The organism is Bradyrhizobium sp. SZCCT0148, from assembly GCF_018129985.1.
Taxonomy (GTDB): domain Bacteria; phylum Pseudomonadota; class Alphaproteobacteria; order Rhizobiales; family Xanthobacteraceae; genus Bradyrhizobium; species Bradyrhizobium japonicum_H.
In genome coordinates this window covers 21,585-35,481 of record NZ_JAFCKT010000012.1, presented here as the reverse complement: position 1 = coordinate 35,481, position 13,897 = coordinate 21,585, and the positions used below count along the sequence as shown (strand labels likewise).

General features: G+C 64.2%; 15 protein-coding genes. 9 read left to right on the top strand and 6 right to left on the bottom strand.

Going from position 1 to position 13,897, the window contains the following annotated elements:
- Window positions 1–178 precede the first annotated feature (178 nt).
- A complete protein-coding gene (locus JQ580_RS26885) occupies window positions 179–658 on the bottom strand; it encodes an Lrp/AsnC family transcriptional regulator (RefSeq protein WP_027547667.1) in 480 nt (159 codons plus the stop codon).
- 266 nt (window positions 659–924) lie between these two features.
- On the opposite strand from JQ580_RS26885, the gene trxB reads away from it, so the two are divergent.
- The 5 genes from trxB (at window position 925) to JQ580_RS26860 (ending at window position 4,777) form a co-directional block, all read left to right on the top strand.
- A complete protein-coding gene (gene trxB / locus JQ580_RS26880) occupies window positions 925–1,890 on the top strand; it encodes a thioredoxin-disulfide reductase (RefSeq protein ID WP_106949044.1) in 966 nt (321 codons plus the stop codon).
- Window positions 1,891–1,895: 5 nt separating this feature from the next.
- The gene (locus JQ580_RS26875) at window positions 1,896–2,819 is read left to right on the top strand and encodes a LysR family transcriptional regulator (RefSeq protein WP_026201990.1); all 924 of its coding nucleotides are present in this window, start codon (window positions 1,896–1,898) and stop codon (window positions 2,817–2,819) included.
- A 458-nt stretch (window positions 2,820–3,277) separates the two neighbouring features.
- Window positions 3,278–4,186 carry a 4-hydroxy-tetrahydrodipicolinate synthase family protein gene (locus JQ580_RS26870; RefSeq protein ID WP_212283297.1) on the top strand — a complete coding sequence of 303 codons (909 nt, stop codon included), beginning with the start codon at window positions 3,278–3,280 and terminating at the stop codon, window positions 4,184–4,186.
- A gap of 167 nt (window positions 4,187–4,353) precedes the next feature.
- Window positions 4,354–4,500, top strand: a complete 147-nt coding sequence (locus JQ580_RS26865; protein WP_212283295.1) for a hypothetical protein — start codon at window positions 4,354–4,356, stop codon at window positions 4,498–4,500.
- 130 nt (window positions 4,501–4,630) lie between these two features.
- Entirely contained in the window at window positions 4,631–4,777 is a 147-nt protein-coding gene (locus JQ580_RS26860; RefSeq protein ID WP_212283293.1) for a hypothetical protein, read from the top strand.
- Between the two features lie 81 nt (window positions 4,778–4,858).
- Here the strand turns inward: JQ580_RS26860 and JQ580_RS26855 are convergent, their stop codons facing one another.
- Both JQ580_RS26855 and JQ580_RS26850 read right to left on the bottom strand, forming a co-directional pair.
- On the bottom strand, window positions 4,859–5,536 hold the full coding sequence (locus JQ580_RS26855) for a ParA family protein (protein WP_151644041.1): 678 nt from the start codon (window positions 5,534–5,536) through the stop codon (window positions 4,859–4,861).
- A 381-nt stretch (window positions 5,537–5,917) separates the two neighbouring features.
- A complete protein-coding gene (locus tag JQ580_RS26850) occupies window positions 5,918–6,262 on the bottom strand; it encodes a hypothetical protein (RefSeq protein ID WP_212283291.1) in 345 nt (114 codons plus the stop codon).
- Window positions 6,263–6,629: 367 nt separating this feature from the next.
- On the opposite strand from JQ580_RS26850, the gene JQ580_RS26845 reads away from it, so the two are divergent.
- Entirely contained in the window at window positions 6,630–7,796 is a 1,167-nt protein-coding gene (locus tag JQ580_RS26845) for a CaiB/BaiF CoA transferase family protein (protein ID WP_212283289.1), read from the top strand.
- Window positions 7,797–7,798: 2 nt separating this feature from the next.
- Window positions 7,799–8,722 (top strand): HpcH/HpaI aldolase/citrate lyase family protein, encoded by a 924-nt coding sequence (locus JQ580_RS26840; protein WP_212283287.1) that lies wholly within the window; start codon window positions 7,799–7,801, stop codon window positions 8,720–8,722.
- Window positions 8,723–8,892: 170 nt separating this feature from the next.
- Here the strand turns inward: JQ580_RS26840 and JQ580_RS26835 are convergent, their stop codons facing one another.
- Window positions 8,893–10,032 (bottom strand): helix-turn-helix transcriptional regulator, encoded by a 1,140-nt coding sequence (locus tag JQ580_RS26835; protein WP_212283285.1) that lies wholly within the window; start codon window positions 10,030–10,032, stop codon window positions 8,893–8,895.
- 284 nt (window positions 10,033–10,316) lie between these two features.
- On the opposite strand from JQ580_RS26835, the gene JQ580_RS26830 reads away from it, so the two are divergent.
- Together JQ580_RS26830 and JQ580_RS26825 are read left to right on the top strand one after the other, a co-directional pair.
- Complete coding sequence (locus JQ580_RS26830; protein ID WP_249134457.1) at window positions 10,317–11,336, top strand: AEC family transporter; 1,020 nt, start codon at window positions 10,317–10,319, stop codon at window positions 11,334–11,336.
- Between the two features lie 267 nt (window positions 11,337–11,603).
- Window positions 11,604–12,008 (top strand): nuclear transport factor 2 family protein, encoded by a 405-nt coding sequence (locus tag JQ580_RS26825; protein WP_212283283.1) that lies wholly within the window; start codon window positions 11,604–11,606, stop codon window positions 12,006–12,008.
- A gap of 60 nt (window positions 12,009–12,068) precedes the next feature.
- On the opposite strand, the gene tenA is transcribed toward JQ580_RS26825, so the two are convergent.
- Window positions 12,069–12,743 carry a thiaminase II gene (gene tenA, locus JQ580_RS26820; RefSeq protein WP_212283281.1) on the bottom strand — a complete coding sequence of 225 codons (675 nt, stop codon included), beginning with the start codon at window positions 12,741–12,743 and terminating at the stop codon, window positions 12,069–12,071.
- Between the two features lie 350 nt (window positions 12,744–13,093).
- Window positions 13,094–13,852 carry an alpha/beta fold hydrolase gene (locus tag JQ580_RS26815; protein WP_249134456.1) on the bottom strand — a complete coding sequence of 253 codons (759 nt, stop codon included), beginning with the start codon at window positions 13,850–13,852 and terminating at the stop codon, window positions 13,094–13,096.
- Window positions 13,853–13,897 lie beyond the last annotated feature (45 nt).

The following is a 13,897-nucleotide window of genomic DNA, read 5'->3' as shown; positions in this document are numbered from 1 at the left end:
CGCAATGACGGTGTGTGGAGCAGCAGCCGTGCCTACTCCGGTGTCCCGAGCGCGGCGCAGCACATCGTGACGCTGCGCAGAACCGGAACCGAGCAGGCGGCACGACACGTGGTGACATGGGCCCCGGCTCTGCAGCGCATCACTTCGTGCTGCGCAGCGTCCGGGGCACCGAACCGCCTTACCTCCGCCCCTTCACATCCAGCGGGACGGCTGCCTCGTACTTCGAATTATGCAGCACCAACGATGTCCGCACATTCCGCACGTGCGGCGCGGCGGTGAGATGGGTGACGAAATCCTGGAAGGTCGCCATGTCGGGGGCGACGCATTTGAGGATGAAATCGACCTCGCCCGAGAGCATCCAGCATTCCCGCACCAGAGGCTCGGCGCGGACGAACTCCTCGAAGGCGCGCAAATCCGCCTCGGCCTGACTGGACAGGTGCACGGCGGCGAACACGGTGACGTCGAAGCCGAGCTTGCGGGCGTCGAGCAGGCCACGATAACCGTGGATGTAGCCCTCCTCCTCCAACGCCCGGACGCGGCGCAGACAGGGCGGCGGCGAGATGCCGACCCGCTTGGCTAGCTCGACATTCGTGATTCGACCGTCGGCCTGAATTTCGGTGAGAATTTTCAGGTCGATCTCGTCTAGGTTCCGCGACACGTGATTGGAACTCCTGGCCTTTGCGGCGGTATTGGTGGGTTTCTTCGCAATCCTCATAGCCAGTCCGCGCGCGTAGCGCAATTTTATTGCGCGTGCAGCGCAATCGACTTTTGTTCCCTGTTGGAAAAATCCGCCGAGAGGGAATGCAATTCTTGCATAGCTCACCAGAAGGCTTAGATTAGCTCTGATATTTCAGCGCCTCCGCGAGGCCTCCCGGCACGTTCCGCGCCCGCGCTGCGAATCCCCCGTGAAAGGCGTCCGTCGAAATGTCCGCTCCTGTCCATGCAAAGGTCGTCATTATCGGCTCCGGCCCCGCCGGCTACACTGCGGCGATCTACGCCGCGCGGGCGATGCTCGAGCCGATCCTGATCCAGGGCATCCAGCCGGGCGGCCAGCTCACCATCACCACCGATGTCGAGAACTATCCGGGCTTCGCCGACGTGATCCAGGGCCCCTGGCTGATGGAGCAGATGGAGAAGCAGGCGGTGCATGTCGGCACCAGGATCATCTCCGACCTGGTGATCAAGCTCGACACCTCGCAGCGGCCGTTCCGCCTCACCTGCGACTCCGGCGACGTCTATCTCGCCGACGTGGTGATACTCGCCACAGGCGCCCAGGCACGCTGGCTCGGGTTGCCGTCCGAAGTCAAATTCCAGGGCGGCGGCGTGTCGGCCTGCGCCACCTGCGACGGCTTCTTCTACCGCAACAAGGAGGTCGTGGTGGTCGGCGGCGGCAATACCGCGGTCGAGGAAGCGCTGTATCTCACCAATCATGCCTCTCAGGTCACCATCGTGCATCGCCGCGATCACTTCCGGGCCGAGCGCATCCTGCAGGAGCGTCTGTTCAAGCACCCGAAGATCCAGGTGATCTGGGACAGCGCCGTCGACGAGATTTGCGGCACCGAGAATCCCAACAAGGTCACCCATGTCCGCCTCAAGAACGTCAAGACCGGCGCGCTGACGGATTTGAAGACCGACGGCGTCTTCATCGCCATCGGCCACGCACCGGCGACCGAGCTCGTGAAAGACCAGATCAAGCTCAAACCGTCGGGCTATGTCGAGGTCGCCCCGAACTCGACCGCCACCTCGGTGCCCGGTCTGTTCGCCGCGGGCGACGTGGCCGATGAAACCTATCGCCAGGCCGTCACGGCCGCCGGTCTCGGCTGCATGGCAGCTCTCGAGGCCGAACGTTTCTTGGCCCTGCGCGCCAGCGAGCGCGCAGCAGCGGAATAAAGATCATGCCTCGAACACGCGACGGATTTACGGATATGGACTGGGACAAGCTGAAGGTGTTTCACGCAGCGGCGGAAGCTGGCAGCTTCACGCATGCGGGCGAGCAGCTCGGCCTGTCGCAATCGGCAGTGTCGCGCCAGGTCTCGGCGCTGGAACAGGAGCTTTCGGTCTCGCTGTTCCACCGCCATGCCCGCGGCCTGATCCTCACCGAGCAGGGCGACCTATTGTTCCGCACCGCGCATGACGTGTTCATGCAGCTTCAGGCGGCGCGCGCCAAACTGACCGACAGCCGCGAGCGGCCGAGCGGCGACCTCAAGATCACCACCACCCCCGGCGTCGGCATCAACTGGCTGATCCCGCGGCTCGGCGAATTCACCGCGCTCTATCCGGAGATCCGGATCTCGCTGATCGTCACCGACGAAGAGCTCGACCTGTCGATGCGCGAGGCCGACGTCGCGATCCGCACCCGCAAGCCGACGCAGCCGGATCTCATCCAGCGCAAGCTGTTCGCGATGGGCTTCCACGCCTATTGCTCGCCGGAATACATCAAGCGCTTCGGCACGCCGCGCACGCTCGAAGAGCTCGACTCCCACCGCATCATCACGCTCTCGGACGGCAACTTCGCGCCGCATCTGCAGAACCGCAACTGGCTGGTCGAAGCCGGACGCAACGGCTCGGGCCCGCGCGAAGCCTATTTCAGGGTCAACAACATTCTCGGTCTGGTCCGCGCCTGTCAGCAGGGTCTCGGCATCGCCGCGCTGCCCGACTACCTCGTCGAGGAACAGAGCAAACTCGTGCAGCTGTTCGGCGAGTCGGATTCGATCCAGCTCGATACGTATTTTGTCTATCCCGAGGAGCTGAAGACGGTCGCGCGCGTGCAGGTGTTCCGCGACTTCGTGGTCAGCAAAGCGCAGCGCTGGCCGTCCTGATTTCCGCATGACTGACATGCGGCCTCGGCTGTTGCTGCGGGCCGCTCGTCAAGCTCATACTGTTTGCACGCTGAGCCTTCGCGTTGCGCATTTGTCCCCCTCCTCCAGTGGCGCGGGAGTTCAGTAATCCCTCTTGGAAGGTGATTGTGTCGGCCTCACGTGGCCAATACCTTAAGCCGGGCTCTCTGGGCCCGGCTTTTTTTCGTTCAAATTCGCCGTCGCCCTCCGCGTGTATTGACAGTTCCAGGCATACCCCGCATCATTTGCAAATGATCACGAAGTCGTGCGCAATCTCGTCGAAGGCGATCGCCTCGAAAAAAGGCCCCCACCCGGGGACCTCGGAGTTTTGCGCGCGCTAGACCGACTTCGTCATCGCTGCAACCCCGAAAACCCCGCCGCCTGGACGGGGTTTTTTCATGTGCCCTCCGTCTCAGGTTTCCCGAGAAGGAGATGGAAACATGACCGGACTTGAAGATCATTTGCACGGGCTGTGGCTGCCGCTGGTGACGCCGTTTCAGGGTGGCGCGCTTGACGAGCGATCGCTGCGGCGGCTGACGCGACACTACAGCACGCAAGGCATCGACGGCTTCATCCTGGGGGCGACCTCCGGCGAAGGCATGACGTTGCGCGAGGCCGAGCTGGAACGTCTCGTCGCCATCGTGCGTGACGAGATGGCCGCGGGCGGGCGCACCTTGCCGATCTGCCTCGGACTATCAGGCGCGGACACCTCGCGGCTGCAGGATCGTCTCGACGAGACCGCGGACTGGCCGATCAACGGCTACCTGATCGCAAGCCCCTATTATGTGCGGCCCTCGCAGCGCGGATTGCTGGCGCATTTCGAGACGCTTGCCGATCACGCAGCCTGGCCGCTCGCGCTCTACAACATTCCCTACCGCACCTCGGTGAACATCACCAACCAGACCATGCTGCGTCTGGCCGAGCATCCGAACATCGTCGGCCTGAAGGATTGCGGCGCGAGCCGCGAGCAATCGATCGCGCTGTTGCGCGACCGCCCGAAGGCATTCCGCGTGCTCACCGGCGAGGACGCCAACTATTTCGAGGCGCTCGGCGACGGCGCCGACGGCGGCATCGTGCTGTCGGCCCATGTCGAGACCGCGACGTTTGCGGCGGTGTATGCCGAAATGAAGCGCGGCAACCACGACGCGGCGCTGGCGCGCTGGCACGAAGTCGCTGATCTGACGCGGCTGCTGTTCACCGAACCGAGCCCGGCGCCGGCGAAGTACTGGCTGTGGCGATCCGGCCTGATCGACAGCCCCGAGGTGCGCCTGCCGATGGTGGAAGTGAGCAGCGAGCTCGCCGCCGCGATCGATCGCGAGATCGAGCGGCGGGCGAAAGTCGCTGCGTAATCTCTCCACGCGCGCGGCGTTCCCTTTCCCCTTGCGGGAGAGGGACAAGCGCCGCCCTTGGTTAACCGCGCCCCAACGGCCTTCGCTGCCGCCGCATGGCGCATCCACGGCTCGTTTACGCAATCGCGCCTATCGTTTCCTGCAGGACTTCTCACGAGGGGCTCACCATGGAGCATCGCAACCGGCCGACGGCCGCGCAGCAATTCGCGCCGGCCGATCTTTTTGAGGGAATTCTCGTCGTCTCGTCGTTCGGATTCTGGGCTGTGATGCTCGGCCTGATGCCGGTGCTGCTGTTCCGCGTCTGGCTTGCGTGAAGCGGCGCCTCGCGCGGATGGTTAAGCCGGGGTCACAAATGCGCTCAAAATGCGAGCGGGATTGCCAGCCGGAATTTTAAAACATCCGGTCTATGGTCACGCCCAAGCGAAGAAATCGCGGGGGGCATTTGTGAATAGTCATAACGAAGTGGCGTCGCATTACGACGCCGGTGAGCAGAGCTTTACCACCGAGGACATTCTCTGGGCCGTCGGCATCTGGTCGGTGATCCTGACGCTGTCGCCGGTCATCGTGTTCTACATGCTGATGGTGGCGTAGCTCTTCTTCAGCAGATCCTGGAAACGCAAAACGCGCGGACAGTCCCGCGCGTTTTTCGTCCGGGGAATGATTTATAAAAAATTATGCAGCCTGCTTGTGCATTGCGCCGGACGCCGACGCCGTTCCGCGAATGGCCTTGACTGAACGCTCGATCGCCGCCCACAGCCTTGCAATTTCCTGAGCCGCACGACTCTCGGCCTGATATTCCCGTGCGCCTTCGCCGTGGCTCAACGCCATCAGCAGATCCGAACGGTTGGTGATCTGGCCGCCCCACACCGGAGCCCGGAACTTCGCCAGCGCTTCGCGGGCGATGGTGACGATCGGGCTTTCGGACTCGTCGCGGCGCGCCGGGGCACCGTTGAGCACGACCGCGTAGGGCTTGCGCGCGGCGCGGCACATCTGGATGGTTTCCTGCACCGCGTTGACGTCGAACACGCCCGGACGCGCCGGAATGACCACCATCGTCGCGTTCCTGATCGCGTCGTCGACGACGGCCGAGAGGTTCGGCGGCGTGTCGATCAACACCCATTCATAACCGTCGCGCTTGGCAGCGGAGACGATACCGCTGACGGAGTTCACGGCCGCCTTGATCGGCGGTTCGTTGGTGCCGCGCAGCTTGTGCCACAGCGTCAGCGAGCCCTGCGGGTCCGCGTCCACGAGCATGACCTGCTTGCTCGCCTTTATCTGTGCGGCAAGATGTGCGGCGAGGGTACTCTTGCCCGAGCCGCCTTTACGCGATGCGAAAACAATAACGTTCATACCTTCGGCCTCCAGATTGACCCCAGACCGCGAAAATGAATCACCACGCTGATTCGTGAAAGAAAAATTTATCGAGGGTTGCGTTACGGCCACGAAATAACAAGGCGTGTTGGCTTTTGAGTCACACTGCAACGCAGGACGAGACGCCAACTGCAGCGAAACACCGGTCGCACACGCATCTGAGCGTTTCTTGAGCAGCCCAGCGCGGCGAAGCGGGATGCAACCTTCCCGGGCAAACCTTGATCCGCCCTCTTTCAATGCCGCGTTCGTAATTGCCGCAGGCAGACGCACGGCTCACGCGAACAAAAGGAGTCCGCGGGCTGGCGCGGAGCTTGATGGCCGTCGATGAACAAAGGTTTCGGAAAGGGAACGCGGATGCCCTCAGCCGTCGGTGGTCTTTTTCTTCTTGGCCGCCGGCTTGGTGCTCTTCTTCGCGGTCTTGGGCGCGATGTTGGTCGGCCTGCCGGCGCGGGCCTCGCCGGGCTCGGGTCCGCGGCGGAAGAACACCGCGCATTGCGGCGACAGCTGCGCCTTCTTCCTGATCATGCAGGCGGTGATGGCGTCGACGTTCGGAACGAACTCGCCGCACAGCCGCATCGCATCCGGCGAGCAGGCCTGCTGCTCCTCCTGAGTATAGGCGAAGCCGGTACCGGGCTGGATCAGCACGGCCAGGGCCATCCCCAGGGTTGCAGCAGCCAAGGATGTCTTGAAGCGAAGCGCCGGCATCGATACCCCCACATGTCGAGTCGGAGGGAATAGTGGGTGAACGGCGGTTCGTTGGCAACGAGGGGGGACGCGAAAGCCGCGACGTGTGCGGTCTCGGCAACAGGGTGGGCAGCCTTCCCCCCCAGGAGAGCGGGGCGCGACCGCGAGCACAGACCCACCCAACGCAAAATTTGCGAAAACAACCCCATGCACAGTAGCCAAGTCCCGGTAATGCTTAGGTATTTCCCCGCAACTTTTAGGATTTTACGAAGTCGAATTTGACTCGTCGGGCAAAACGGGGGCATGATGCCATCATCAAAAAGATGCGCGTGGGGTGGTCGGCCTGTCTCCTGCGCTGGTCGAACAGCGCACGAGGGGAAGCGATTGCATGGCAGGGAATGAAGCGGAGCTGCCGCTGGCGGGCGTTACGGTGGTCTCGCTGGAGCAGGCGATCGCGGCGCCGCTGGCGAGCCGCCACCTGGCGGACTGGGGCGCGCGCGTGATCAAGATCGAGCGGCCAGGCGCAGGCGACTTCTGCCGCGACTACGACCAGGTGATGAACGGCATGTCGAGCCAGTTCGTCTGGACCAACCGTTCCAAGGAAAGCCTCGCCATCGACATCAAGAGCGAGGACGGCCGCAAGGTGCTCGATGCCCTTCTGCCGCAGGCCGACGTGTTCATCCAGAACCTCGCGCCCGGCGCCGCCGAGCGGCTCGGCCTCGATGCGGCATCGCTGCTTCGGAAGCACCCGCGCATCATCGCCTGCGACGTCTCGGGCTATGGTACCGGCGGTCCCTACAGCGACAAGAAGGCCTATGACCTGCTGGTGCAGTGCGAGGCGGGCGTGCTCGCCATCAACGGCACCGAGGCGGAGCCGGCCAAGGTGGGGCTGTCGGTGGTCGACATCGCCACCGGTATGTACATCCTCAACGGCGTGCTGATGGCGCTGTATCGCCGCGAGCGCACCGGCAAGGGCACGGCGTTCCAGGCCTCGCTGTTCGACTCCATCACGGACTGGATGAGCTATCCCGCCTTCTACACCCACAGCACGGGGCGCCCGCTGCCACGCACCGGCGCGAAGCATGCGACCATCGCGCCCTACGGGCCGTTCCGGGTCGGCGACGGCAACACCATCTTCTTCGGCATCCAGAACGACCGGGAATGGCGATCGCTGTGCCGCGTCGTGCTCGGCGACGCCGGCTTCGCCGATCATCCGAGCTTCCGCACCAATCCGCTGCGCATGCAGAACCGCGACGAACTGCAAGGGCATATCGAGCGGCGCTTCGCGTCGATGATGAGCGAGGAGGTGCTGCGGTTGCTGGACGAGGCTTCGATCGCCAACGCGCATCTGAACTCGGTCGAGGCGTTCCTGGAACATGAACAGCTCCACACGCGATCCCGCGTGCAAAGCGTGGGATCCCCGTGCGGACCGGTGATGAGCTTCCTGCCGGCGCTGACCATTCCGGGCGTCAAGCCGCGGATGGATCCGGTGCCGGATGTGGGCGAGCACAACCAGGCCATCCTCGGCGAACTCGGCCTGGCGAAGGACGCGTGACGATGACACAGCAACGACCAACGCGGGCCACCCTCGCCGTCCCTGCGCATCGCGCCCGTCTTGTCGCAAAGGCTGCGGCCTCAGCGGCGGACGCGGTGTTCATGGATCTCGAGGACGCGGTGCCGCCGTCCGAGAAGAGCTTCGCGCTGCACGAGGCCGTCCAGGCGCTCGCCTCGCTCGACTGGGGCCACAAGCGTGTCACGGTGCGGATCAACGCGGTCGACAGCCCCTTCATCGCCGGGGAGATCCGCGCGCTGGCGGCGCTGCCGCGGCTGGATGCGGTGATCGTGCCGAAAGCGGAACGCATGAGCGATATCGTTGCAATCGCCGATCAGCTCCGTGCCGCCGCGCCCGATCGCGCCGCGCCGGTGGCGCTGGACTTGCTGATCGAGACCGCGCTCGGCCTCGTCAATGTCGACGCGCTCGCCGCGTGTCACGACAGCGTCGCGGCGCTGCATCTCGGCGTCGGTGATTTCGCGGCGTCGATCGGCGCCCGCTCCTCCGACATCGGCGTGTCGCCGGATGGCTACCGGCTCGTGGGATCGGCGCAAACCGGCTACGCCTCCGCCCCGCTCGATCTGTTCGCTTATCCGATGATGCGCGTGCTGGTGGCCGCGCGGGCGTTCGGCCTGATCGCCATCGACGGCCCCTGCGGCGCGTTCCGCGATGCAAGGTTGACCGAAAGCGCTGCGCAAAAGGCCGCGGCGATGGGGTTTGACGGCAAGCAGGTCATTCATCCCGACCAGATCGAGCCGACGCTGCGTGCGTTCATTCCATCGGCCGACGAACAGGCGCAGGCGCGCCGGATCGTCGAGGCCATGGAGCAGGCGGAGGCGCAGGGACAGGGCGCGGTGACGCTGGACGGCAAGATGATCGACTATGCCAATGTGCGGATGGCGCGCCGGATCATTGGCCTGGGGTCGTAGCGGCGATGTCGCGGCCACATCGCCCGCTTGGCGGTCTCCTTATGATGAGGCTCCGCGGCAATCGAGCCTGTTGAAACGAGCGCAACGCACCCGGTTCTCATCCTGAGGCCTGCCAAAGCCGGGCGTCTCAAAGGATGGCCGCGCGGCGGCGCCAGATGCGAGGCCGGTGATCACGGCCCCCGCAACACGAGCCGGCCGAGCAGCGCCGCAAGTTCGCTTTGCCTGGATATGCCGAGCTTCTGGAAGACGCGCTTCAACACGTTGCGCGCCGTCTCTTCCGCAATCCCGAGCCGGCCGGCAGCCTGTCTCGGTGGAACGCCCGAGCCCACCAGCGAGGCGATCCTGGCCTCCCCGAGCGTCAGGCCCAGGATGTCCCGCACGATGGCGGGATCTGGAGGCTCGGCGGATTTCAGCTCGATCGCAAGCACGATCGCGCGCGTGCGGGTCAGGAAGTGGCTGTCTGAAAGTGCGCCGGCGGTGATCGGGAGCAGGTAGATGACGAAACGCCGGCCTGTGGCACCCGCCTCGACGAGAATGGGTCTCGGCTCGGCGAGCAGATCGCGCGCCTCGGCGCGAAGCGTTTGCGTCATGGCGGTCTCGAACGGCGCCCGGCCGGCCGCCATGCGAACGCGCAGACGATCGTTCACGAGGTCGAACACCTCACCGTAAAGGCTCTCCCCAATCGGATTGGCGAACAGCACTCGCGCCGACGAGTCCAGCGCGAAGACGCCGATGCCGATCCGCGCGAGGGCGTCGCCAAGGCCGAGATTGGCCAGTTCGGTATCGAGCAGCCTGATCGACAGCCGCAACGATTTCTCGGCATGGCGCCCGAGCGTCCCGATCAGCTCCAGCTCGGCCTCGGAGAATTGCGGCTTGGCGAAGCCTCGCTGCACGCTGAGCGCCACGAGGATCCGTGGGTCCGGTGACACCCCGATCGAGCCGAACCAGCCCAGACCGTGCTTCGCAAGGAATTCCCTGCTGAAGGGATGGTTGAGGTAGGCGTCGTCGATCGGACCGATGTGTCGATCGGTGAAGGGCTCTCCGCTGACGTAAAGGCCGGACGAGACGCAACGTTCGGCCTTGAAATCCTGCTGCGCCCAACGCGTCCCATAATCGGCGAGCGCCGCCGCGAGGCTTTCGGAGGCGATGGCGCCGAACGCTCCGTCGTCCCTCCGCCATTGCAGGATCGCGCCGGCATCATCGAAGCAGTCGGCGATCTTGCCAAGAGCGGACGGCCAGAGTGACGGGCTCGCTGCCGTATCGTAGATCGCTTCGACGGCAGCAAGGAGACGGTCGGCGGCGAGGGCCATGGGGTTCCGATGATGAGACAATGTGTTCACGTTACACGAGATTGCCTCCCGGCAATTGCCGTTCTGACGCTTTCCGGGATTTCTCCCGAATTTCTGAAAAAGGGATCGGTTACGGTGGCGGTGCACAAATTGTCTTTGATCGGCCTTGCGGCTAACGTGCGTTTTGCAGTGCGGGGGTGCACTGTCACCGTCTTCGGGGCACGGTGACGCTGGAAGGTTGATGATCGACGATGCCGATGTGGGCAACGCACACGGGGATCATCGAGCCAGGGTTGTAGGGGCGCATGGCTACGCTGTTGATCGTTGCACCGGTGTTCGCGTTGATCGCGGCCGGCTATGCCGCGGTGCTGTTTCGCTTTGTCTCGGAGGGCGCGCACAAGGGCATCAGTGAATTCGCCTTCAGCATTGCGATCCCCGCCCTCCTCTTCCGCACCATCGTCGTCTCGGAATTCCCCGACGTCAGCCCCTACCGGATGTGGGGCGCCTATTACGGCGCGCTGGCGCTGACCTGGATCGCGGCCCTGGCGCTCTCCGCGCTGCTGCGAGCGCGGCGCGAGGACCGCGAGGACGGCGTCGTGTTCGCGATCGGCTCGGTCTACGGCAACATCGTGATGCTCGGCATTCCCCTCGTGCTTTCGGCACTCGGCAACGAGGCCGCCGGCCCGATGGCTCTGATCCTGTCGGTGAAAACGCCGCTGCTCTGGCTCTGCGGCATTTTGCAGATGGAGCTGGTCAGCAGGAAGCGCACCGGCTCGGCCTTCTCGGTGATCCGCCCCGTGCTCGCCGACCTCGTTCGCAATCCGCTGATGATCGCGATCGGCTTCGGCGTGATCTGGCGCTTCACCGGTTCCGGCCTCACACCCGTCGTCGACCGCACCATCGAGCTGCTCGCGCAGGCGGGCTCACCGACCGCGCTGGTCGCGCTTGGCATCAACCTGTTTCGCTTCGAGGTGAAGGGCGAGAAGCTGAGCATCCTGGCGATGTGCGCGCTGAAGCTCGCGGCCATGCCGGCAGCCGCGTTCGTGCTGACCAGGCTGCTCGACCTGCCAGCGGTCGCTGCCGGCGTCGTCGTGCTATTTGCGGCGATGCCGACCGGAGCAAACGCCTACATCTTCGCGGTGCAGTATCAGCGGCTGGTGAACCCGGTGTCGGGCGCGGTTGGGCACGCTGCTGGCGGCGATGACGCTGCCGGTGGTGGTGTGGACGGTGGCGGCGAGATAGCGCGTTCAGGATTGCGCGCCAAGGCCCGCGGACACGCCACGCGGCCCTGGAGGCAATCGACTTCGATCAGCGCAGGCCGATGAACGACAGCACCGCACCGACCACAACGACGAGTCCAACCAGATAGATAATCCCGTTCATGTCTCAGCTCCCTTGCTTCATCCTGCCGCAGTCCAACACGCAAGGGGCCGAAAAGGTTCGCCTCTACTCTCAGCTGTTTTCTGCCGGCATCACGGAACGAAAGCTGACAATCCCGCCGGCGCCCCGCGCCATCGTCCGATCGCCTGCCATTTTGCCTTTGCACGCAAAGGTCGCTAAGCTGCCCTGATACGTGTTGCAGGGAGGGTGACATGGCAAGCCGCGAAGACATGCTCGCATTGATCAAAGACGCCTATGCCGCGCGCGATGGCGCCGACACCGACAGGCTGGTGACTGCCTTCCATCCCGAGGGCGCCTTCACCCTGATGGGCGACAAGAACGCGCTCGAATTGACGGGACGGATGGAGGGCCACCCGACGCTGCACGCGGCCTTCACGCAATTGACCGCCGGCTTCGGCTTCGAAGGCCGAGAGATCCTCGCCGAACTGGTGGATGGCGATCGCGTCGCCATCCATTGCCGCGTCAATGTGCGATACCACCCGACGGGAAAGACGGTCAGCACCGAGATTCTGGACCTGTTCAGATTTCAGGACGGCAAGATCGCGGAGCTGATCGAGTTTGCCGATACGGCGCTGATCAAGGCGATGATGGGGTGAGGGGCGGGCCTGCGCAAGGTTCGTGCATTGTCACCGGCATTCCGATGACGGCCGAACGGGCTATTGAACGCGCCGGCCCGCGCGCCAGGCCATTTCCCAGAAGTCTGCCTCGAGCCGGGTGGCTTCCTTGAAGATCGCAACCAGCTCGGCCTCGCGGGCCGGCGTGGCGTAGCGATCGGCGAGATGCTCCATATGTGCCTGCGCCTTGGCAGCGACCTCCTGGTACGGCGCGCCGGCATATTCGGCGATCCAGACGCGATAGGCATTCGTCGCAGCGTCCGCACCGGGCAGCGCGGCGAGCCGCGTTGCGATCTCCGCGTACCCGATCACGCAAGGCGCAAGCGCCACCTTGAGCGCCAGCAGATCGCCGCGCATGCCGGCGTCGAGCACGTAGCGCGTATAGGCCAGCATCTCGGCCGCCGGAGGAGCCTGTTCGAGGTCGGCCGGAGACAGGCCCCAATCGGCACAAAGGTTCACATGCAGGTTCATCTCGACATCGAGGATGGCCGACAGGCCGGCCGCGGCTTCACGCATGTCGGCAAGGCTGGGCGACTTGTAGACCGCGAGCGCGTAGGCGCGCGCAAACTCGATGAGGAAGAGGTAGTCCTGGACCAGGTAATGACGAAACGCAGCTTCGGGGAGCGAGCCGTCTGCCAATCCGTTCGTGAAGGGATGCTCGGTGTAGGCCCGCCACTCAACGGATGCTGCTGTCTTGAGGCGGTCGAAGAAGGTCACGATGCTTTGGCCGGGGGTTGGGTGTCGATGAACGTCTCTAGCGCGCTACCGATAGCGCATAGCGGGCTGACGAGCTATGGCCGCGGTACAAATTGGCCTTGAGCGGGGTCGCGGATAGGAAACGCGGCGCGTCGAGATGTATATTCCGTCATCTTCAGCAGCGATGCTCAATTTTGGATCGGTGGGCTCCCTCTCTTCGCGAGCAGCGGAATGGCCTTCGTCCGAGAGGCGTCGGCAAGAGCGCAAGACAAGAACGCCGTGATCCTGCGCTTTTTTTGCCGACCGCTGTTTCTACACAGACCGACTGACGCGGCTGCCGGGCATGCCGAACACGATCGCTTGCGGCCGCGCTAATTCGCCGCCTTGATGATCATCTCGGAGACCTCTTTCGGGAACGACAGCATCACGACGTGACTCGAGGGCAGCTCGACCGCCGTCGCCTTGGCCGCTTTCACCTGGTCCCGCTCCATCTCCGGCGGAATTATCGCATCATTTGCCGCGACGACCATGAAAGTCGGCTTCTCACGCCAAGCAGGCCGGCTGATCGGAGCGGTCAGCGTCCTGATGTGGAAGGGCCCCTGGGTCGCCGCGACGACGGCCTGTTCATTCGGCGGAAGGTCGGCCGCGAAAAATTTCCGGATTCCTTCGTCGCTGATCGTGAGATAGCCGTCCGGGTCCTTGACGAAGTCCTTCAAGCTCTCTGGATCAGGATATTTCGAGGCGGCGCTTTTCACCGACTCGCCTTTGTCAGGCGCGTAGGCCGCCACATACACGAGCGATTTGACCTTCTCGTCATTTCCCGCCTCGGTGATGACAGCCCCGGCCCAGGAATGGCCGACGAGAACCACAGGACCTTCTGCATTCCGGATCGCCCGCTTGGTCGCGGCAACGTCGTTGTCCAATGAGTCGAGCGGATTCTGGACGGCAATGACCTTGAGCCCGGCCTTTTCGAGATACGGAATGACTTTCCCCCAACTCGACCCGTCCGCGAACGCGCCATGGACGAGGACCGCAGTCTTGGCTTTCTGCTCGGCAGCCGACACCGGATGGCCGACGGCCATCATCGCAGTCAGGACGCTCAGGCCGATCGCGGTCTTGCAGGATCTCATAGCAAAATTCCTTCATCTGGCGGAGGTCTCGGTATTGCCGCTTCC

Bases quoted from the DNA above. Each gene is read 5' to 3' on its own strand.
- trxB (WP_106949044.1), top strand. From the start codon at position 925: ATGTCCGCTCCTGTCCATGCAAAGGTCGTCATTATCGGCTCCGGCCCC.
- JQ580_RS26875 (WP_026201990.1), top strand. From the start codon at position 1,896: ATGCCTCGAACACGCGACGGATTTACGGATATGGACTGGGACAAGCTG.
- JQ580_RS26870 (WP_212283297.1), top strand. From the start codon at position 3,278: ATGACCGGACTTGAAGATCATTTGCACGGGCTGTGGCTGCCGCTGGTG.
- JQ580_RS26865 (WP_212283295.1), top strand. From the start codon at position 4,354: ATGGAGCATCGCAACCGGCCGACGGCCGCGCAGCAATTCGCGCCGGCC.
- JQ580_RS26855 (WP_151644041.1), bottom strand. From the start codon at position 5,536: ATGAACGTTATTGTTTTCGCATCGCGTAAAGGCGGCTCGGGCAAGAGT.
- JQ580_RS26850 (WP_212283291.1), bottom strand. From the start codon at position 6,262: ATGCCGGCGCTTCGCTTCAAGACATCCTTGGCTGCTGCAACCCTGGGG.
- JQ580_RS26845 (WP_212283289.1), top strand. From the start codon at position 6,630: ATGGCAGGGAATGAAGCGGAGCTGCCGCTGGCGGGCGTTACGGTGGTC.
- JQ580_RS26840 (WP_212283287.1), top strand. From the start codon at position 7,799: ATGACACAGCAACGACCAACGCGGGCCACCCTCGCCGTCCCTGCGCAT.
- JQ580_RS26835 (WP_212283285.1), bottom strand. From the start codon at position 10,032: ATGGCCCTCGCCGCCGACCGTCTCCTTGCTGCCGTCGAAGCGATCTAC.
- JQ580_RS26830 (WP_249134457.1), top strand. From the start codon at position 10,317: ATGGCTACGCTGTTGATCGTTGCACCGGTGTTCGCGTTGATCGCGGCC.
- JQ580_RS26825 (WP_212283283.1), top strand. From the start codon at position 11,604: ATGGCAAGCCGCGAAGACATGCTCGCATTGATCAAAGACGCCTATGCC.
- JQ580_RS26815 (WP_249134456.1), bottom strand. From the start codon at position 13,852: ATGAGATCCTGCAAGACCGCGATCGGCCTGAGCGTCCTGACTGCGATG.